The following is a 17,769-nucleotide window of genomic DNA, read 5'->3' on the forward strand; positions in this document are numbered from 1 at the left end:
TCATACCGGGCGGGCGCGGCTGAGCGGCACCGGCGTGGCGGCCACGATGCCTCGGAGTGCCTCGGCTATGGCCTGGCTGCCACCACCACGAGCATCACCCGCCGCGCGGCGCGTGGCCACGATGCGGTGGGCGAGCACGGGCACCACGAGTTCGTTCACGTCGTCGGGCACCACGAACTCGCGACCGCTCAGGGCGGCCAGCACCTTGGCGGCGCGCACGAGGTGCAGGGTGCCCCTGGGGCTCGCGCCGAGGCGGAACTCGGGGTGGGTGCGCGTGGCCTGCACGATCGACACCACGTACGACTCCACGGCGCGGCTCACGTAGATGGCGCGGGCCGTGGCGATGAGCTCGGCGAGCCTCTGCTTGTCGACCACGGCGGTGAGGCTGTCGAGCGGGCTCTGCGTCTCGCGGTGGTGCAGCATCGAGAGCTCCGCGGCAGCATCCGGATACCCCATCGAGAGCTTCGCCATGAAGCGGTCGCGCTGGGCCTCGGGGAGTGCGTAGGTGCCCTCCATCTCGATGGGGTTCTGCGTGGCCACCACGATGAAGGGCGGCTCGAGCGGATGCGTGGTGCCGTCGACCGAGACCTGACCCTCCTCCATGCACTCGAGCAGCGCGGACTGGGTCTTCGGCGAGGCGCGGTTGATCTCGTCGGCGATCACGATGTTCGCGAACACCGCACCGCGCTTGAACTCGAAGGCGCGGTCGCTCTGGTTGTAGATCGAGACACCCGTCACGTCGGAGGGCAGCAGGTCGGGGGTGAACTGGATGCGGCTCACCGAGCAGCCCACACTCGTGGCGAGCGCCTTGGCGAGGGTGGTCTTGCCGACGCCGGGCACATCCTCCACGAGCAGGTGGCCCTCGGCGATGAGCACGATGAGGGCGAGGGTGGCGGCCTCCGTCTTGCCGTCGATCACGCGCTCGAGGTTGGCGAGGATGGCCCCCGTGTGCTCGCGGAACTCCTCGAGGCTCAGTGGAGCAGCACCGCGGGGCCGCTCGCGCAGCTCGGAGGTGGCAGGGGAATGGGCTTGTTCGGGGGTCATGGACGGCGCTCCCAGCGTGAGGCGATCAGGAACAGGGTTCCGATGAGAGTGGAGAGGCCGATGGCGATGAGCCACGGCGACACCTGGGTCATGATGACCAGGATCAGGTAGTCGGGTGTGATTTCGCTGGACTGGCGATCGAATCCCAGCACGAGGCTCAGCATCCCGGCCACACCGAGCCCCAGCACGGCGGCCCCGACGAGCCACAGGATCACCACGAAGCGGTCGACGAGACGTCGCCGACGTGCGGGAGCCGCCACGTCCGGCACCCTGTTCTCCTGCCCCAGGCCGAGCCCCTCGAGGCCGGTCGCAGCCGGTTCGGCCTCCACGAAGCCCGGCTGGAACGCCCGGTCGAAGCGCGAGTCGTACCTCGGTGAGCCGTCGCCGCTCACGTGGCCTTCGGCTCCTGGCTGAGCTGGAGGTCGCCGCGCGCGGCCGAATCGGAGAGCGCCTTGAGCCAGGCCGCGTCGATCCGCTCGGTGGCCGTGCGGTCGAACTGGAACTGCACGGGGATCGCGGGGTGCAGCCAGATGGCCACTCGGCCCTCGCCGTCGGGAGCCGTCCAGGTGAAGGTGAAGCTCTCGGCCCGCCTGAGCTTGCCCACGATCACGATCTGCACGTGCGCCAGAGCGCGGTCGTCGATCTCGACCTCGCGCTCCTGCGGGCCGTAGAGGAGTCGTCCCATCGTCTCTACCCGTCCTGTTCGGGGTGCTCGGCCTGCTCGACGTGCTCGGCGTGCTCGTTGTGCCCGGTGGTCGGCACCATGCCGCCGGGAACGGCGCGGAGCGTGCCGGTCTTGGTGACGGTCATCTGCATCATCTGCTCGATGAGCTCGGCGGCCTCGGGATCGGCGATCTCGGAGACGCTCGGCCGCGAGAGCATCGGGATGCCGGGGGCCACGACGATCGAGATCGATCCCGCGTGCCCGTCGGCCTCGACCGTCGGCACCGTCAGCAGATGCCCGTGATCGAGCCCGCGCAGCGTCGCAGCGAAGGTGAGCAGCGCATCGGCCACAGCATCGGACGTCAGGAACGTCTCCGTCCCGTACTTCACGGATCTCATGACCCCAGTCTGCCCCCCGCGGGGAAGGACCGGGAGACGATCCGCCTGATCACCTCGCGGCGGCGATCGTGATCGGCCTCGTCGTCGGTCGAGGCTGCGGTGAATGTGGTGCTCGCGGGCGACCAGGTCATCGAGATGGCGATGACCGTCGTGAGCACCTCGAACGGGGTGAACCACCCGTCGACTAGCCCTGCGCGCTGCGCACTCTCGATGTCGGCGAGCTTGGCGGCGTCGAGTCGGTCGGCGTCGGGCGTGAGGTGCCCGGTGGGGCGCCGTTCGAGTCGTGACCAGGTCGCGAGACGCACGAGGGAGGGGTTCTCGAGGTACTCGTCGTAGAGTCTCACCGCGTATCCCGGGAGGTCGCTCGCGTCGATCGGCACCGCGTTCACGATCCCGTCGAGCGAGGCGGCGAAGACGGTCTCGAAGAGCGACTCCTTGCTGCCGAAGAACGCGTAGAGCTGGGCCTTGTTCGCCCGGGCGTTCGCCGCGATCCTGTCGACCCGTGCGCCGGCGATCCCGAACTCGGCGAACTCCGCTGTCGCAGCGGTGAGGATGCGCTCCCGCGTGGCTTCTCCTGGCTTCATCGTCCCAGGGTAACAAACCAGTTGGTTTGACTCCCCTGGCCGACGGCTGTAGCGTCACCCGTGAGTGAAACCAACTGGTTTGTTTCAGCAGAATGCACGGAAGAGGACCCCATGCGCGAGACCACCGCCTACGTCGCCGTCGACCCCACCGGCCCTCTGGAGCTGCAGACGATCACCCGCCGCGACCTGAGGCCGTCGGACGTCGCCATCGACGTGACGTTCTGCGGGGTCTGCCACTCCGACCTGCACGAGATCCGCCACTCCGGCGACACGCCGCTCGTGGCCGGTCACGAGTTCGTGGGCACCGTCACCGCGATCGGCGGCGACGTGACCCGGTTCCGGATCGGGGACCCCGTGGCCGTCGGCAACATCGTCGACTCGTGCGGTCGCTGCTCGATGTGCCGGGCGGGGCAGGAGAACTACTGCGAGGAGTTCCCCACCCTCACCTACGGCGGCACGGACCGCATCGACGGCACCACCACGCAGGGTGCGTACGCGAGTGAGTACGTCGCCCACGAGAAGTTCGTCTACCCGCTGCCCGACAAGCTGGACCCCGCCGGAGTCGCCCCCCTCATGTGCGCGGGTGTGACCGTGTGGGAGCCCCTCGTGCGGTGGAACACCGGGCCGGGGAAGGCCGTCGGGGTCGTGGGACTCGGGGGCCTCGGCCACCTGGCCGTCAAATTCGCCCACGCCCTCGGCGCGCACGTCGTGCTCTTCACCACGTCGGAGGAGAAGGCGGCGGGAGCGAAGGCGCTCGGCGCCGACGAGGTGGTCGTGTCGAAGGACCCCGCCGCGATGAGCGCCCAGGCCAACCGCTTCGACCTCATCCTCGACACCGCCTCGGCCCCGCACGACCTCACGCCCTACATCCGGGCTCTCGCTCTCGACGGCACGCTGTGCGCCCTCGGTGCGCTCGGCTCCCTGGAGTTCGACCCGCTGTCGCTCCTCGTCGGACGCAAGAGCCTCGCCTCGGCCGGCAGCGGAGGCACCACGGGCACGCAGTCCATGCTCGACTTCTGCAACGAGCACGGCATCGTGGCCGACGTCGAGGTGCTCCCCGCCCGCGACATCGACGTGGCCCTGGCCCGCCTGGAGCAGAACGACGTCCGCTACCGCTTCGCCCTCGACATGCAGCAGCTGCAGGCAGTGCGTAGGGCGGATGGGACTTGAACCCATGACCGACGGATTATGAGTCCGCTGCTCTAACCAGCTGAGCTACCGCCCCGAAACGGCCGCGCCGGGGCGCGACCGCACACCACGATACCCGCTGGGCGCGCGGGTCAGTGCTTCGGGGTGGTCGAGGCGGGTGGCAGCGCCGCCGGGTCGGTGACGGGCTCGCCGCGGTAGAGGTGCTCGAACGTGGTGAGGGTGCGCTGGATGTCGTGGGCCGCCACGATCGAGAGCGACTCCCGCTTGTAGGCCTCGAGCTCGTCCTGCGGCAGCCGCAGCACGCGCTCGAGCTTGTCGGCCAGATCCTGGGCGTCGCCGGGGGCGAAGAGGTAGCCGTTCTCGTCGTCGTGCACGAGGTGCGGGAGCGCCATGGCGTTCGCCGCCACCACCGGGAGCCCGCTCGCGAGCGCCTCCATGGTGGCGATCGACTGCAGTTCCGCGATCGAGGGCATGGCGAAGACGGTCGAGCGTGTGTACGCGCGACGCAGCTCCTCCTCGGTGACGTAGCCGGTGAACGTGGTGCGGTCGCCGATGCCGAGCTGCTGCGCCATGGCCTGCAGGTTCTTGAGCTGGTCGCCGCCGCCCACGATCTCGAGCTTCACGTCGAGGTCGGCCGGCATGAGCTGGATGGCGCGCAGCAGCACATCGATGTGCTTCTCGCCGGCCACACGGCCCACGAACAGCACCCGGTTCTCGGTGCGCGGCGTGAAGTCGGGCACGTAGTTGTCGACGTTGATGCCGCACGAGATGGCGTAGACGTTGCCGATGCCCGTGGCCTTCTCGAAGAAGTCGGCGGCGCGCCTCGTGGGGGCGGTCACCGCATCCGCTCGGCTGAACGACCGGCGCGCGGCCGCCCAGGCCAGGCCGATGGCCCAGTTCTGCAGGAACTTGGGGATGCCCGTGAAGGCCAGCATGTTCTCGGGCATGACGTGGTTGGTGCCCACGATGCGGATGCCGCGCTTCTCGGCTTCGGTCGACATGCCTCGGCCGACGATGATGTGCGACTGGAAGTGCACGACGTCCGGCTTGATCTCGTCGATGATGCGCGCACTGTTCTGCTTGATGCGCCACGGCAGGGCGAAGGTGAGCCAGTCGTGCGGGTACCAGCGCCAGCTGTAGAGCCGGTGCACGGTGACCTTCTGGCCGTCGTAGATCTCGACGTGGGCGCCCGTGGGCAGCTTGGCGGCGGGGGCGATGACGTGCACGTCGTGGCCGCGACCGGCGAGACCGGAGGCGAGGTGCTCGGCGAAACGGGCGGAGCCGTTGACGTCGGGCGAGAAGGTGTCTCCGCCGATGAGGATCCGCAGGGGCCGATCCGTGGCTCCCGGCGCCTGATCGGTGCCGGGCTGGGGATGCGGAACGTGGGAGTCTGTCAAACCGTCGTCTCTCTTGCTGGGTGATTCGGTCGTCCGAAGAAGAACTTACCTTAGCGCTTGGCCTGCGGGTGGTAGCGCGCGAGCCCGAACACGCCCAGGATGGCCACGGCGCCGAAGGCGAGGAACGCGATGAGGGCCCAGAACGGCGCCTGCGAGGCCTCGCCGAGCACGAGGATGCCGATACCCACGGCGACGAGCGGATCGATGACCGTGAGCCCCGCGATCACGAGATCCGGCGGGCCGGACGAGTAGGCGTTCTGCACGAAGTAGCCGCCGAGTGCGAAGGCCGCGAGCAGCCCGAGGAAGGCGAGCACGGTGAGCCCGTCGAACTGCCCCTGGAAGAGGCGGCTGATGAGCACCTTGGCGAGCGTGGCCACGAAGCCGTAGAGCACCCCGGCGCCCACGATGTAGGCGATGGCCTTGAAGCCCTTGCCGAGCACCAGGTACGCGGTGGCGAACACCGCGAGCACGACGGCCAGGATGATGAGGATGGTGATGAGGTTGCCCGCGGTGACGGGCTTGTCGACCGCGGTGAACGCGGCCACGAGCACGAACAGGCCCACGCCTCCCACGCACAGCACGATCGAGATGACCGAGCTGCGATTGAGCCTCATCTTGCTGAGCCGCGAGTTGAGCACCGCCGTCATCACGAGGGCCACGGCACCGAGCGGCTGCACCACGATGATGGGGGCGAAACCGAGGCTCGTGAGCTGGAAGACCACGGCGAGCCCGAGCATGAGCGTGCCCAGCACCCAGGAGGGCCTCGAGAGCAGCGCCATCATCTGACGGCCGCTGAGACCCTTGTCGGATTCGCCCGTCCTGGCCTCGACCTTGGCCACGCCGCGGTGCTGGAACTGGGCCCCCAGACTGAGGAAGATCGCCCCCACGAGGGCGATCGGGATGCCCACGAACTGCTTCGGATCGAGAGCGATCGGGTCGCTCAGGGCGAGCAGTTCGGAATGCACTCGACGACAGTACCCTGCACCTGTCGCGGATAGGCTTAGCGAATGGCCGTTCTCCCGATTCGGATCTCCGGCGAGCCGGTTCTGCACTCCCCCGCCGAACCCGTGCTCGAGATCGACGACTCCCTCCGCACCCTCGTGGCCGACATGTACGAGACCATGGATGCCGCTCCCGGCGTGGGCCTCGCCGGCCCCCAGGTGGGCGTGCCGCTGCGGCTCTTCGTCTTCAGCTACACCGAGTACGCCGATGACGACGAGGACGAGCTCTCCCCCGGTGTGCTGCACCGTGGCGTGGCGATCAACCCGCAGCTCTTCATCACCCCCACGTCGACCGAGCCGGCGGATCCCGACACCGACTCCGAGGGCTGCCTGTCGTTCCCCGGCGAGCGGTTCCCGCTCGTGCGCGGCGAGGCGGCGATCCTCCGCGCCACCGACCTCGACGGAGTGCCGTTCGAGATCGAGGCGCACGGCTGGCTCGCCCGCATCTTCCAGCACGAGTTCGACCACCTCGAGGGTCGGCTCTACGTGGACCGCCTCGAGCGCCCGTACGAGCGGATCGCCGCGAAGATCGAGCGCAAGCGCGGCTGGGGCGAGCCGGGCAACTCCTGGCTGCCGGGAGTCGACGACCTCGACGCCTAGGTGACGGCGCGGATGAGGGCGGCGGTGGCGGCCGCCGCGATCACCACGAGCACGAACGGCACCTTGAGCGCGTAGAGGCCCGCCGCCACGATGACCGCGGGCACTCGCGCATCCACCTGGATGCCCTGGCCGGCGCCGAGCGTCTGCACGGCGATGAGCGCCGACAGCAGCGCCACCGTGAGCAGGTTGGCCGTGCGCGCGACAGTCGGGTGCTCGAACGCCTTCGACGGCACGAGATAGCCGGCCGCCTTGAGACCGAGGCACACGATCGAGGCGAGGATGACGATCTGCCACGCGGTCACGGCGTCGCCTCCCTGCGCGCGAAGAGGTTGGTGACGCCCACCACGATCGCCACGGCGGCCGCGACGAGCACGGGCAGGCCGGGCAGGAGCCAGGGCGTCAGCAGGGTCGCCACCACGGCGGCACCGACGGCGACGGCCTGGGTCTGCCGCTCCTTGAGCCGGGGCCACAGCAGGCCCAGGAAGGCCGCAGCCGCGGCGGCGTCGAGGCCGTAGGCGCTCACGTCACCGAGCAGGTCGCCGATGAGGGCGCCGAGGAGCGTGGTGAGGTTCCAGCCGATGTAGATGAGCAGGCCCGTGGCCCAGAAGCCGTAGCGCTGCCCCTGGAGGGTCGGCTGAGCCGTCGAGACCGCGACGGATTCGTCGATCGTGAGCTGGGCCGCGGCGGCGCGACGCCAGAAGCCGGGCCCGATGATCGGCGCCATCCGGATGGAGTAGAAGACGTTGCGTGTGCCGAGCAGTGCTGCGCTCGAGATGGCCGCTCCCCCTGCGGCCAACCCGCCCGAGGCCAGCACGCCGATGAGGGCGAACTGCGATCCGCCCGTGAACATGACGAGGCTGAGGAAGCAGGTCTGCCAGACGTCGAGCCCGGAGAGGGTGGCCAGGGCGCCGAACGAGATGCCGTAGGCGGCGGTGGCGAGGCCCACGCTGAGAGCGGCTCGGAGGGCTGTGGTCTGCTCCGCCGTGCGCCTGCCCATCCGTCGATGATGGCAGAGATCGCCGCGCCCTCAGAACGCCGGAGGACGCCCGAGAACGCGCCTGGACAAAGAAAAAGACCCCGCGGGTGGAGCCGCGGGGCCTTCGCTCCCCGACTTGGACTCGAACCAAGAACCTGCCGGTTAACAGCCGGCTGCTCTGCCAATTGAGCTATCGAGGAATGCTGCCGAAGAAGCGTCGATAACATTACCACCTCCGGCGACCCGTCTCGAACACCGCCTCGGCCGAGGGTGTCGGAGGGGGTGTGTCAGTAGCCCGCGGCCGGGTCGACCCGCCCCTCGAAGTCGCCCGACACGAGGAAGGCGCGCACGTTGTGGCGAAGGCGGTCGGCGAGCAGCAGGGAGGTCATCTCCGGCGTGTCGGCGGTGTGGGGGGTCACGATGACGCCGGGGGCGGTCCAGAGCGGATGCCCGTCGGGCAGCGGTTCGGGATCGGTCACGTCGAGCCCCGCACCGGCGATGTCGCCCCGCTCGAGGGCGGCGACGAGGGCATCGGTGTCGACGAGCCCGCCGCGCGCGATGTTGACGAGCACGGCGGTCTCGCGCATGAGGTCGAACTCGGGGTGCGAGAACATCCGGCGCGTTCCGCCCGCGGTGAGCGCCGCCGCGACCACGACCACGTCGGCCCCCGGCAGCACCTCGTGCACGCGGTCGCTCGTGACGGTGCGATCGGCGCCGAGCACGGGATCGGACGACCGCCGCACCACGGTGGTGCGCACGCCGAACGGTGCGAGCAGGCGCAGGAGCTCCAGGGCGATGCCTCCGGCCCCCACGATCACCACGTCGAGCCCGTAGAGCGAGGTCCCCGACTTCGCGCCCCAGCCGCCCGCCCGCACCCGGGTGGGGAGGTCGCGGAGGAGCGCCAGCACGAGGGTGAGGGCGTGCTCGGCCACGGGCTGGGCGTAGGCGCCCTTGGCGCTCGTCCACACGAGTCGCTCACGCGGTGCGGCGGCGTCGCGGGCGAGCACCTCGGCGAACGCGTCGACCCCCGCCCACGGCAGCTGCACCCACTGCACGGCCGGGTGCGCATCGAGCACGCGGGTGAACTCCTCGACACCGGACTGGTCGAGCCACACGATGCCGCGGGTCTCGGGCGAGAGCGGGGCCACGGTGCCCCCGGCGGCCTGCACGGCCTCCTCGAAGAGGGGCTCGGGCCGCGGGAGGATGGCGATGGGGCCGGGCGTCGGGCGATCGGACTCGGGGATGACGGGGGTCTCGGCGGCCAGCACCGCGCGGTGCTGACCGGGGCGCGCGGTCATCGAGGTGCCCCGTCGACCTCGCGGCCGTCGTGGGGCCCGTCGGCGTCCTCGCCTCGGGCCTCGTGATCGACGTCGGCACCGGCGTCGGCGTCGGCGTCGGCGTCGGCGTCGGCGTCGGCGTCGGCGAGATCATCCTCGTCGTCGTCGTACTCGTCGTACTCCTCGACCGGGTTCCGCTCGTCGTGCGCGTGCAGCTCGTCCGCGAGGCTCGCCACGTAGGGGTGACGCGGATCGTCGAACACCTCGTCCATGGTGCCGATGCCCACCACGACCCCCTCGTGGATGACCGCGATGCGATCGACCGTGCGCCGCAGCGCCTCGAGGTCGTGGCTCACGATGAGCGCGCTCGCACCGCGCGACCGCTGCAGGCCCGCGATCACGTCCGCCACCGCGCCGCGCACCGACACGTCGACGCCCGCCGTGGGCTCGTCGGCGATCAGAAGCACGGGGTCGAGGATGAGCCCGCGGGCCACGGCCACGCGCTGGCGCTGGCCGCTCGAGAGCTCGTGCGGCTGCTTGAGCATGGTGCCGACGGGCAGCAGGAGCGCGTCGACGAGGGTGGCGGCCCTGAGACCGGCCTCCTTGCGGTCGAAGCGCTTGTCGCGCAGGAACAGCGGCTCGGCCACGATCTCGGCCACCGTCATGTTGGAGGTGAGCCGCGAGCCGGCGTCCTGCGCCACGTACCCCACGCCGAGCGTGAACTCGGTGAGCTTGCGGCGCTTGAGCCCGCGCATCTCGTAGCCGAGCACCTCGAGGCTGCCGCCGATGATGCGCGGCGAGCCGTCGTTGCCCGCCCGCACGGCGGCCTGGCCCGAGGCGACCTGGGCGAGGGTGGACTTGCCCGATCCGCTCGACCCCACGAGGCCCACGATCTCCCCCGGTTCGATGGTGAGCGTGACCCCCCTCACGGCCGTGTGAGCCGCGCTCACGCTGTGAGCGGGGTACTCGATGGTCACATCGGAGGCGTGGAGGATGTATCGGTCGGCCATTGGACCGAGCCTAGGCTGTTCGCTCTATTCCGCCAGGAAGGCGCGTCGGTCGGCCTCGAGTTGCACGAGCTGCACCTGCACCTCGCGGTAGGCCTCTGGCTCGGCGACCGCGTCGGTGCGCTGCAGGCGACCGAGCAGCAGCTCCTTGCGGCGCAGGATGTCGCGTTCGATGAGCGAGGTCGTGATACGGCGCAGGTAGACCTCCACCTGGCGCTCGGGGCGCTCGGGGATGGGTGCCACCGCGAGCTGCTCCACGAGAGAGCGGTACTCCTCTGGCACGTCGTTCTGCACGACGGTCATCCAGTCGGGGCGCTCGAAGGAGTCGACGTTGCGGCCCACCGAGTCGCGCACGGCGGCGAGGGCGGGGTGGCTGAAGCCGCACACGCTCGCTTGCACGAGCAGATCGCGCCCGACGGCGACGGGTGCCTGCAGCATCGCCATGAGGGCGTCGCGCTCGGTGCGCACCGCCGTGGTGGAGGGGAGCTGGGTGAGCGAGACGCTGGGGCGCTGCTCGATCGGCGCGAGGCTCGTGAGCGACGGCACGAGCGGATCGGAGGCCGGCGAGAGGGAGGACTGCTGCGAGCCCTGCCCGCCCTGGCCGGCGGTGCCCGCCTGCGCGCTGTAGCCGGACTGCCCGCCGACGGGGAGCGCAGCCCGATCGCGCGGATCGCCCCGCCCGCCGCGCTCGGAACGGTCGTTGCGGTCACCCTGCTGGGCGCGACCGCGCGCGACCGCGGCGTTCACCTCGTCGAGCTCCATGCCCAGCATCTTGGCGAGCTGCCGCGCGTACCCGGGGCGCACGGCGGGGTCGCGGATCTCGGCCACGATGGGTGCCGCGTCGCGGAGCGCCGCCACCCGCCCCTCCACCGACTCGAGGTCGTAGGCCGCGAGCTTCTGCTTGATCACGAACTCGAACATCGGCCGCTTGCCCTTGATGAGCCGACGCACGGCGTCGTCGCCCTTCGCGAGCCGCAGGTCGCACGGGTCGAGACCGTCGGAGGCCACGGCCACGTAGGTCTGCGCCGCGAAACGCTGCTCCTCGCTGAAGGCGCGCATGGCGGCCTTCTGTCCGGCCGCATCCGGATCGAAGGTGAAGACCACCTCGCCGAGCCCCGCCGAGTCGTCGGCCAGCACACGGCGCATGATCTTGATGTGGTCGACGCCGAACGAGGTGCCGCACGTGGCGACGGCCGTGGTGACCCCGGCCAGGTGACACGCCATCACATCCGTGTAGCCCTCGACCACCACGACCTGGCGGCTGCGCGAGATGTCGCGCTTGGCGAGGTCGAGCCCGTAGAGCACCTGGGCCTTGTGGTAGACCGGCGTCTCGGGGGTGTTGAGGTACTTGGGGCCCTTGTCGTCGTCGAACAGGCGGCGGGCGCCGAAGCCCACGGTCTGGCCGGTCTGGTCGCGGATGGGCCAGATCAACCGGCCGCGGAACCGGTCGTAGCTCCCCCGGTCGCCCGCGCTGAGCAGCCCGGCGGCGCTGAGCTCCGCCTCGGTGAAGCCGCGGCCCTTGAGGTGCTTGCCCAGGTTGTCCCACCCCTGCGGTGCATAGCCCACACCGAAGCGGGCGGCGGCCTGGGCGTCGAAGCCGCGCTCGCCCAAAAAGGCGCGCCCCGCATCCGCCCCCGGCGCCGTGAGCTGCTCGGCGAAGTACTCGCGAGCGGCCTCGTTGGCGGCGAGCAGCCGCGCGCGGTTGCCCTGGTCGCTCGGGCCGCTGCCGTCTTCGTAGTGCAGCTGGTAGCCGATCGTGCCGGCCAGGCGCTCGACCGCCTCGGAGAACGTGACGTGGTCCATCTTCTGCAGGAAGGTGAACACGTCGCCGCCCTCGCCGCAGCCGAAGCAGTGGTAGAAGCCCACCTGGGGGCGCACATGGAAGCTCGGGGAGCGCTCGTCGTGGAACGGGCAGAGACCCTTCATGGAGCCCACGCCGGCGCTCTTGAGGGTGACGAAATCGCCCACCACGTCGGCGATGTTGATGCGCGAACGCACCTCGTCGATGTCGCTGCGGCGGATCAGACCTGCCATCTCTCTAGGATACGTTCCGGCCGGCGGGCTCTGTCAGTGGCGGCGGATTCGCCGGACCTCGCAGGCGCTCGTGCCAGAGCACCGCGGTCTGGTCGGTGAGGCTCGCCACCTGGTCGACCACCACGCGCCGCCTCGCCGTGTCGTCGTCGGCGCTCCGCCAGTCGGCGGCGAACGCCGTGTCGAGGCCGGTGCCGCCCGACTCCCACAGCGCGTCGGCGAGTTCCAGGAGAAGGGTGCGCTGCTCCTGGTAGAGCGGCTGCCTGGCGTCGTTCGACATCACGAACACCGAGACGATGCCCTTGAGCGTGGCGATCTCGGCGGCCACCCACTCGGGCACCACCACGTTCGCCTTGAAGCGCGTGATGCTCGGCGTGGGGTAGGCCTCGCGGGTGGCGCGGGTGGCTGCACCGGCGAAGCGGCCGATGAGCTGGCTCGTGAGGTTCTTCAGCCGGGCGTGGTCCTGGCGCGTGTCGTCCCACTCCGAGAGCCAGACCTGCAGCGAGTCGAGGCGCTCGAAGGCCTGCGAGAGCTCGTCGAGCGTGAAGCCGCCGCCCGCCCAGGCATGGACACTCCGCACGAGCGACTCGTGGTCGACGCGGGCACCCAGCCTCGCCACGTCGATGTAGCCGTTCAGCACGGCGTCTTCGAAGTCGTGCACGGAGTAGGCGATGTCGTCCGACAGATCCATCACCTGCGCCTCCACGCACAGCGTGCGCTCGGGGGCTCCCTGGCGGAGCCACTCGAACACCTCCACGTCGTCGTCGTAGACGCCGTACTTGAGCCGGCCGCTCGGATCCTCCACGGGGCTCGACGCCGTCCACGGGTACTTGCAGCTCGCGTCGAGGCTCGCACGCGTGAGGTTGAGCCCGTAGCTCCGACCCTCCTCGCCGAGCACCTTCGGCTCGAGCCGGCTCAGGATGCGCAGACTCTGCGCGTTGCCCTCGAAGCCGCCGATGGAGCGGGCCCACTCGTTGAGCGCGCGTTCGCCGTTGTGCCCGAACGGCGGGTGGCCGAGATCGTGCGCGAGGCAGGCCGAATCCACCACATCCGGATCGAGGTCGAGACTCGAGGCGAGCTCGCGCCCCACCTGGGCCACCTCGAGCGAGTGCGTGAGGCGGTTGCGCGCGAAGTCGGCCACGACAGCGGGGCTCAGCACCTGCGTCTTGGCCGCGAGCCGGCGGAGCGACGAGGAGTGCAGGATGCGCGCACGGTCGCGCGCGAAGTCGCTGCGGCGGGTGTAGTGCTCTTCGGGCAGCAGCCGCTCGGCATCGGCGTCGGCGTAGCCCTTGGTGGGGGCGTAGGTGGTGAGGTCGAGGGCGTCAGCCACCGCTGTGTTCCAGTTCTGCCGCGGCGAGGTCGGCCCGACCGGCCCCTTCGAGCTCGCGCGAGGCGAGCCAGTTCTCGGGCAGGGCGGGCTTCTTGGGGCTGCCGGCGCGGCCGCGAGGGCCCTCGGCGTCGCGCCCCGGGTAGGGCTCCGACCAGTCGAGGGTGGCGAGGATCTCATCCATCTCGTCGAGCGAGCGCACGGTGCTGAGCGAGGCGCGCACCTCGTGCCCCGCGGGGTAGCCCTTGAGGTACCAGGCCACGTGCTTGCGGATGTCTCGGCAGGCGCGCCCCTCGTCGTCGAAGAACTCCACGAGCAGCTCGGTGTGCCGGCGAAGGGTCTGCACGGCGTCTCCCAGCGAGGGGGCGGCGCGCAGCTCGGCGGCCTCGGCCTCGGAGAGCTCGCCCGCCCGCACGCGGAAGGCGGCGGCGAGGTCGCCGAAGAGCCACGGCCGGCCGAGGCAGCCTCTGCCCACCACCACTCCGTCGCACCCGGTCTCGTCGACCATGCGCAGTGCGTCTTCTCCCGACCAGATGTCACCGTTGCCGAGCACCGGCACGCTCGTGATGGCCTCCTTGAGCCGGGCGATGGCCGACCAGTCGGCCGTGCCGCTGTAGAAGTCGGCCGCGGTGCGGGCGTGCAGCGCGATGGCGGCCACCCCCGCCCCCTCGGCGGCCTTCGCGGCCTCGATGTAGGTGAGGTGATCGGAGTCGATTCCCTTGCGCATCTTGACGGTCACGGGGATGTCGCCCGCCGCGGCGACGACGCGCTCCACGATCTCGCGGAAGAGCCCCGTCTTCCAGGGCAGGGCTGCTCCACCGCCCTTCCGCGTGACCTTGGGAACGGGGCAGCCGAAGTTCATGTCGATGTGGTCGGTGCGGTCCTCCTCCACCAGGATGCGGGCGGCCTCGGCCATGGTGGCGGGGTCGACCCCGTAGAGCTGGATGGACCGCGGTGTCTCGGAGGGGTGGTGCGTGATGAGGCGCAGCGTGGCCTCGTTGCGTTCCACGAGGGCACGGCTCGTGATCATCTCGCTCACGTAGAGGCCGGCGCCGAACTCGCGGCACAGCCGACGGAAGGCGGTGTTGGTGATGCCGGCCATGGGCGCGAGCACCACCGGCACGTCGAGCGTGATGGGCCCGATCGCGAGCTTCTGGTCGGTGAGGGTTGGAGTGGACATCGGTACCGATTCTCCCAGATGGGGACGACGCTCCGGACGCATCCGGGAATCCTGTGCATGCAGAGCGCGTTGGGCATGACTGTGAGCGACAAGACAGGAACCGCACGGGTAGAGCACCACGCCGAGCAGCTGGGGCTGGAGGTGGAGATCGTGGAGCGCCCGACGGCCGACTCGCTCGAGGAGGCCGCTGCCCTGCTCGGGCTCGAGCCCGCCGCCGTGCTCAAGAGCCTCGTGGTGAAGCGGCACGATGGCGAGTTCCTCTTCGCCCTCATTCCGGGTGATCGGCAGATCAGCTGGCCGAAGCTCCGTGCCGTCGTGGGCGTCAACAGGCTGTCGATGCCGCATCAGGATGTGGCGCTCGAGGCCACGGGCTACGAGCGCGGCACCATCACGCCCCTCGGCAGCACGACCGCGTGGCCGGTCTACCTCGACGAGACCTTCACGGGCCGCCGGGTGGCGATGGGCGCTGGCGCGCACGGCCACAGCGCGTTCGTGCAGGCCGATGCCCTCGCCGAGGCGCTCGGCGCCACCGTCGCCGACATCTCGGAGCCGATCACTCCGCGCTGACGCCTGCCGCAGGCGCCGCGACCGCCGCAGGCACAACAGCCGCTGGCACAACAGCCGCGGCGGGAATCGTGCAGCTGTCGCCCTCGCAGCTCATGCCCGCGTCGCCCACCATCGTGAACGCGAACGGGGCGGCATCCGCCCCGCTCGTGCCCTCGGCGGTCACGCGCCCACCTCGGTGCGCTCGTCGGCCACCTGGCCGAGCACCTGCAGGAACGCGGCCGGATCCTGGGCACCCGAGATGCCGTAGCGCCCGTCGATCACGAAGAACGGCACACCCTGGATGCCGTAGGCCTGCGCCTGGCGCTGGTCCTCGTGCACGGCCTCGAGGTACTCGTCGGCCTCGAGCGATCGCACCACGTCGTCGCGGTCGAGACCGATCTCGGCGGCGAGGTCGGCGAGGTCCGAGACATGGCCCACGTGCCGGCCGTCGACGAAGTACGCCTTCAGCAGTCGCTCCTTGGCGGCGAGCTGCACGCCGTGCGCCTTGGCGTACTGGATGAGCTGGTGCGCCTTGACGGTGTTGGTGTGTTTCACCTTGGCGAAGTCGTAGTCGAGCCCCACCGACGACGCGATGCCGGTGACGCGCTCGAGCATCTGGGTCACCTGCTCCACGGGCATGCCCTTGCGCTTCGCCAGGTAGTCGGTGGTGGATCCCTCGAACTCCACCGGCGTATCGGGCGAGAGCTCGAAGCTGTGGTACTCGACCTCCACGTCGAGCGCGTCGTCGGTGCCCGCGTACTCCTCGAGCGCGTACTCGAGCTTGCGCTTGCCGATGTAGCACCACGGGCACGCGATGTCTGACCAGATGTCGATCTTGATGGAATCACTCACGAAGACGTCAACCCCAGAGGCCCTGCGGTCATTCCGAAGCCGACTCCGACGCCGCCTGCGACTCGGCCGTCGGCGCGTCGATCGCCCCGCCGAAGCGGCGGTTGCGCCCCGCGTAGTGCTCGATGGCCTGCCACAGGTCCACCCGGCTGAAGTCGGGCCACAGGCGGTCGAGGAACACCATCTCGGCGTACGCCGACTGCCAGGGCAGGAAGTTGGAGGTGCGCTGCTCCCCCGAGCTCCGCACGAAGAGATCGACATCGGGCAGCTCGGGCACGTACAGGCGCTTCTGGATGAGCTTCTCCGAGACCGCCGAGGCGCGCAGCCGGCCGGCCGCCACGTCGTCCGCGATCGAGCGCACGGCATCCGCGATCTCGGTGCGCCCGCCGTAGTTGACGCACATCGTGAGGGTGAGGGTGCGATTGTGCGCGGTCATGGCCTCGGCGTACTGCAGTTCGGTGATGACGCTCGCCCACAGCCGCGGCTTGCGACCGGCCCAGCGGATGCGCACACCCCACTCGTTGAGCTGGTCGCGACGGCGATGCAGCACCTCCCGGTTGAAGCCCATCAGGAAGCGCACCTCCTCCGGTGAGCGCTTCCAGTTCTCGGTGGAGAACGCGTAGACGCTCACGTGCTGCACCCCGATCTGGATGGCGCCCGCCACCACGTCGAGCAGGGCGGCCTCGCCGGCCCGGTGGCCCTCGATGCGGGTGAGTCCGCGCTGGTTCGCCCAGCGGCCGTTGCCGTCCATCACGATCGCCACGTGCTTCGGCACCGAGGCGGCGGGCACGTCGGGCGGCTGCAGCCCCGTCCAGTCCAGCGGCCGGAACGGCTCGGCGGGCGGAGGTGACGTGCGGCTTCGACTCACGGGTGCTCTCTCAGGATGCGGGGCAGCTCTAGGCGGGGCGGTGCGCGGGCGGACGGTGTGCAGAGGGCCGGTGTGCAGCGAGGCGCTGCGCCGGCGGCCCCTCCGTGCGCTCCACGTGCTCGAGGGAGCGCAGCCCGCGTTCGAGGTGCCACTGAGTGTACGCCGACACGATACCGCTCGCTCGTGCGCGGGCGCCGGGAGCGGCCCCGTCGACCACCGCCCAGTCACCCGTGAGGAGTGCCGAGAGCAGCTCGAGGGTCACCGGATCGAGGCGGGGGGTGCCGGGAGGAGCCACCTCGTCGCTCACCACACCGCCGAGCTGCACCACGAAGGCGGAGTGCGGGCCGGCTTCGCCCGTGACCGCGCAGTCGTGGAAGCTCGGAGACCAGCCGGCCATCGAGAGCGAGCGCAGCAGATAGGAGTCGAGGGTCGCCGTGACGGCGTGCTCCCGCCTGGCGAGCGACCGCAGCGCGCCCACGAGCAGCAGGTACTGCTGCAGCGACGGCTCGTGCTCGGTGACCTTGTCCGCCGTCTCCACCATCGCGCTCGCGGCCGTGTAGCTCGCGTAGTCGGCGGTGATCTCGGCCCCGTACGAGCCGAGCGTCACGGCCTGGGTGATGCTGTCGAGCGAGCGCCCCTCGTAGAACTGCACGTCGGCCACCATGAACGGCTCGAGCCGCGCGCCGAACTTCGAGGCCGTGCGCCGCACCCCGCGCGCGACGGCCCGTACCTTGCCGTGCTGGCGGGTCAGCAGCGTGACGATCCTGTCGGCCTCACCCAGCTTGTGGGTGCGCAGCACGACGGCTTCATCTCGGTATACGGGCACCCCACCAGTATCCCCCGCCCCTCGGGCACCGCGCCGCGCGACGCG

The 17,769-nt window shown here is 70.5% G+C and carries 20 protein-coding genes and 2 tRNA genes; 3 read left to right on the forward strand and 19 right to left on the reverse strand.

Annotated elements, in window-relative coordinates:
* Genes ACEXQC_RS03715 through ACEXQC_RS03735 form a run of 5 tightly spaced genes read right to left on the reverse strand, consistent with a single transcriptional unit; the run spans position 1 to position 2,690 of the window.
* Positions 1–1,044 carry an AAA family ATPase gene (locus ACEXQC_RS03715; RefSeq protein ID WP_374818483.1) on the reverse strand — a complete coding sequence of 348 codons (1,044 nt, stop codon included), beginning with the start codon at positions 1,042–1,044 and terminating at the stop codon, positions 1–3.
* Positions 1,041–1,436, reverse strand: coding sequence for a hypothetical protein (locus tag ACEXQC_RS03720; RefSeq protein WP_374818486.1), 396 nt, complete (start codon positions 1,434–1,436; stop codon positions 1,041–1,043). Before ACEXQC_RS03720 ends, ACEXQC_RS03715 begins: the two co-directional genes overlap by 4 nt.
* Complete coding sequence (locus ACEXQC_RS03725; RefSeq protein ID WP_374818489.1) at positions 1,433–1,729, reverse strand: DUF7882 family protein; 297 nt, start codon at positions 1,727–1,729, stop codon at positions 1,433–1,435. The genes ACEXQC_RS03720 and ACEXQC_RS03725 overlap by 4 nt, the downstream gene beginning before the upstream one ends.
* Positions 1,730–1,734: 5 nt before the next feature.
* A complete protein-coding gene (locus tag ACEXQC_RS03730) occupies positions 1,735–2,106 on the reverse strand; it encodes a hypothetical protein (protein ID WP_374818492.1) in 372 nt (123 codons plus the stop codon).
* On the reverse strand, positions 2,103–2,690 hold the full coding sequence (locus ACEXQC_RS03735; RefSeq protein ID WP_374818495.1) for a TetR/AcrR family transcriptional regulator: 588 nt from the start codon (positions 2,688–2,690) through the stop codon (positions 2,103–2,105). Before ACEXQC_RS03735 ends, ACEXQC_RS03730 begins: the two co-directional genes overlap by 4 nt.
* A 111-nt stretch (positions 2,691–2,801) precedes the next feature.
* Here ACEXQC_RS03735 and ACEXQC_RS03740 point away from each other — a divergent pair, with 111 nt between their 5' ends.
* The gene (locus ACEXQC_RS03740; protein ID WP_374818498.1) at positions 2,802–3,860 is read left to right on the forward strand and encodes an NAD(P)-dependent alcohol dehydrogenase; all 1,059 of its coding nucleotides are present in this window, start codon (positions 2,802–2,804) and stop codon (positions 3,858–3,860) included.
* On the opposite strand, the gene ACEXQC_RS03745 is transcribed toward ACEXQC_RS03740, so the two are convergent.
* From ACEXQC_RS03745 to ACEXQC_RS03755, 3 genes are all read right to left on the reverse strand, one after another.
* Positions 3,842–3,915 (reverse strand) — tRNA-Ile (locus tag ACEXQC_RS03745). The two genes, ACEXQC_RS03740 and ACEXQC_RS03745, sit on opposite strands and share 19 nt — an antisense overlap.
* A 55-nt stretch (positions 3,916–3,970) precedes the next feature.
* Positions 3,971–5,236 (reverse strand): glycosyltransferase, encoded by a 1,266-nt coding sequence (locus ACEXQC_RS03750; RefSeq protein WP_374818501.1) that lies wholly within the window; start codon positions 5,234–5,236, stop codon positions 3,971–3,973.
* A gap of 50 nt (positions 5,237–5,286) precedes the next feature.
* Complete coding sequence (locus ACEXQC_RS03755; protein ID WP_374818504.1) at positions 5,287–6,201, reverse strand: DMT family transporter; 915 nt, start codon at positions 6,199–6,201, stop codon at positions 5,287–5,289.
* Between the two features lie 42 nt (positions 6,202–6,243).
* Here ACEXQC_RS03755 and def point away from each other — a divergent pair, with 42 nt between their 5' ends.
* Positions 6,244–6,837: a peptide deformylase gene (def, locus tag ACEXQC_RS03760; protein WP_374818506.1), complete on the forward strand. Its 594-nt coding sequence runs from the start codon at positions 6,244–6,246 to the stop codon at positions 6,835–6,837.
* Here def and ACEXQC_RS03765 read toward each other — a convergent pair.
* The 8 genes from ACEXQC_RS03765 to dusB all read right to left on the reverse strand — a co-directional run bounded on the left by ACEXQC_RS03765 (position 6,834) and on the right by dusB (position 14,635).
* The gene (locus tag ACEXQC_RS03765) at positions 6,834–7,139 is read right to left on the reverse strand and encodes an AzlD domain-containing protein (protein WP_374818508.1); all 306 of its coding nucleotides are present in this window, start codon (positions 7,137–7,139) and stop codon (positions 6,834–6,836) included. The genes def and ACEXQC_RS03765 overlap by 4 nt on opposite strands.
* Positions 7,136–7,834 (reverse strand): AzlC family ABC transporter permease, encoded by a 699-nt coding sequence (locus tag ACEXQC_RS03770; RefSeq protein ID WP_374818511.1) that lies wholly within the window; start codon positions 7,832–7,834, stop codon positions 7,136–7,138. Before ACEXQC_RS03770 ends, ACEXQC_RS03765 begins: the two co-directional genes overlap by 4 nt.
* Positions 7,835–7,940: 106 nt before the next feature.
* Positions 7,941–8,013: transfer RNA gene (locus tag ACEXQC_RS03775), tRNA-Asn, on the reverse strand.
* A gap of 87 nt (positions 8,014–8,100) precedes the next feature.
* Positions 8,101–9,111 carry a D-isomer specific 2-hydroxyacid dehydrogenase family protein gene (locus ACEXQC_RS03780; RefSeq protein WP_374818514.1) on the reverse strand — a complete coding sequence of 337 codons (1,011 nt, stop codon included), beginning with the start codon at positions 9,109–9,111 and terminating at the stop codon, positions 8,101–8,103.
* Positions 9,108–10,100: an ATP-binding cassette domain-containing protein gene (locus ACEXQC_RS03785; RefSeq protein WP_374818517.1), complete on the reverse strand. Its 993-nt coding sequence runs from the start codon at positions 10,098–10,100 to the stop codon at positions 9,108–9,110. Before ACEXQC_RS03785 ends, ACEXQC_RS03780 begins: the two co-directional genes overlap by 4 nt.
* Before the next feature lie 24 nt (positions 10,101–10,124).
* Positions 10,125–12,131, reverse strand: a complete 2,007-nt coding sequence (dnaG, locus tag ACEXQC_RS03790) for a DNA primase (RefSeq protein ID WP_374818520.1) — start codon at positions 12,129–12,131, stop codon at positions 10,125–10,127.
* A gap of 4 nt (positions 12,132–12,135) precedes the next feature.
* A complete protein-coding gene (locus ACEXQC_RS03795) occupies positions 12,136–13,458 on the reverse strand; it encodes a deoxyguanosinetriphosphate triphosphohydrolase (protein WP_374818523.1) in 1,323 nt (440 codons plus the stop codon).
* Positions 13,451–14,635: a tRNA dihydrouridine synthase DusB gene (gene dusB, locus ACEXQC_RS03800; RefSeq protein WP_374818526.1), complete on the reverse strand. Its 1,185-nt coding sequence runs from the start codon at positions 14,633–14,635 to the stop codon at positions 13,451–13,453. The genes ACEXQC_RS03795 and dusB overlap by 8 nt, the downstream gene beginning before the upstream one ends.
* 75 nt (positions 14,636–14,710) lie before the next feature.
* Here dusB and ACEXQC_RS03805 point away from each other — a divergent pair, with 75 nt between their 5' ends.
* Positions 14,711–15,202, forward strand: coding sequence for an aminoacyl-tRNA deacylase (locus tag ACEXQC_RS03805; RefSeq protein ID WP_374818529.1), 492 nt, complete (start codon positions 14,711–14,713; stop codon positions 15,200–15,202).
* A gap of 159 nt (positions 15,203–15,361) precedes the next feature.
* Here the strand turns inward: ACEXQC_RS03805 and ACEXQC_RS03810 are convergent, their stop codons facing one another.
* The 3 genes from ACEXQC_RS03810 to recO are packed head-to-tail and all read right to left on the reverse strand — an operon-like array spanning position 15,362 to position 17,724.
* Positions 15,362–16,033: a DsbA family oxidoreductase gene (locus ACEXQC_RS03810; protein WP_374818532.1), complete on the reverse strand. Its 672-nt coding sequence runs from the start codon at positions 16,031–16,033 to the stop codon at positions 15,362–15,364.
* A gap of 28 nt (positions 16,034–16,061) precedes the next feature.
* Positions 16,062–16,898: an isoprenyl transferase gene (locus ACEXQC_RS03815; RefSeq protein WP_374818535.1), complete on the reverse strand. Its 837-nt coding sequence runs from the start codon at positions 16,896–16,898 to the stop codon at positions 16,062–16,064.
* 28 nt (positions 16,899–16,926) lie between these two features.
* Positions 16,927–17,724, reverse strand: coding sequence for a DNA repair protein RecO (gene recO, locus ACEXQC_RS03820; RefSeq protein ID WP_374818538.1), 798 nt, complete (start codon positions 17,722–17,724; stop codon positions 16,927–16,929).
* Positions 17,725–17,769 lie beyond the last annotated feature (45 nt).

It is taken from the genome of Herbiconiux liukaitaii (assembly GCF_041927495.1).
GTDB classification, from domain to species: Bacteria; Actinomycetota; Actinomycetes; order Actinomycetales; family Microbacteriaceae; genus Herbiconiux; species Herbiconiux liukaitaii.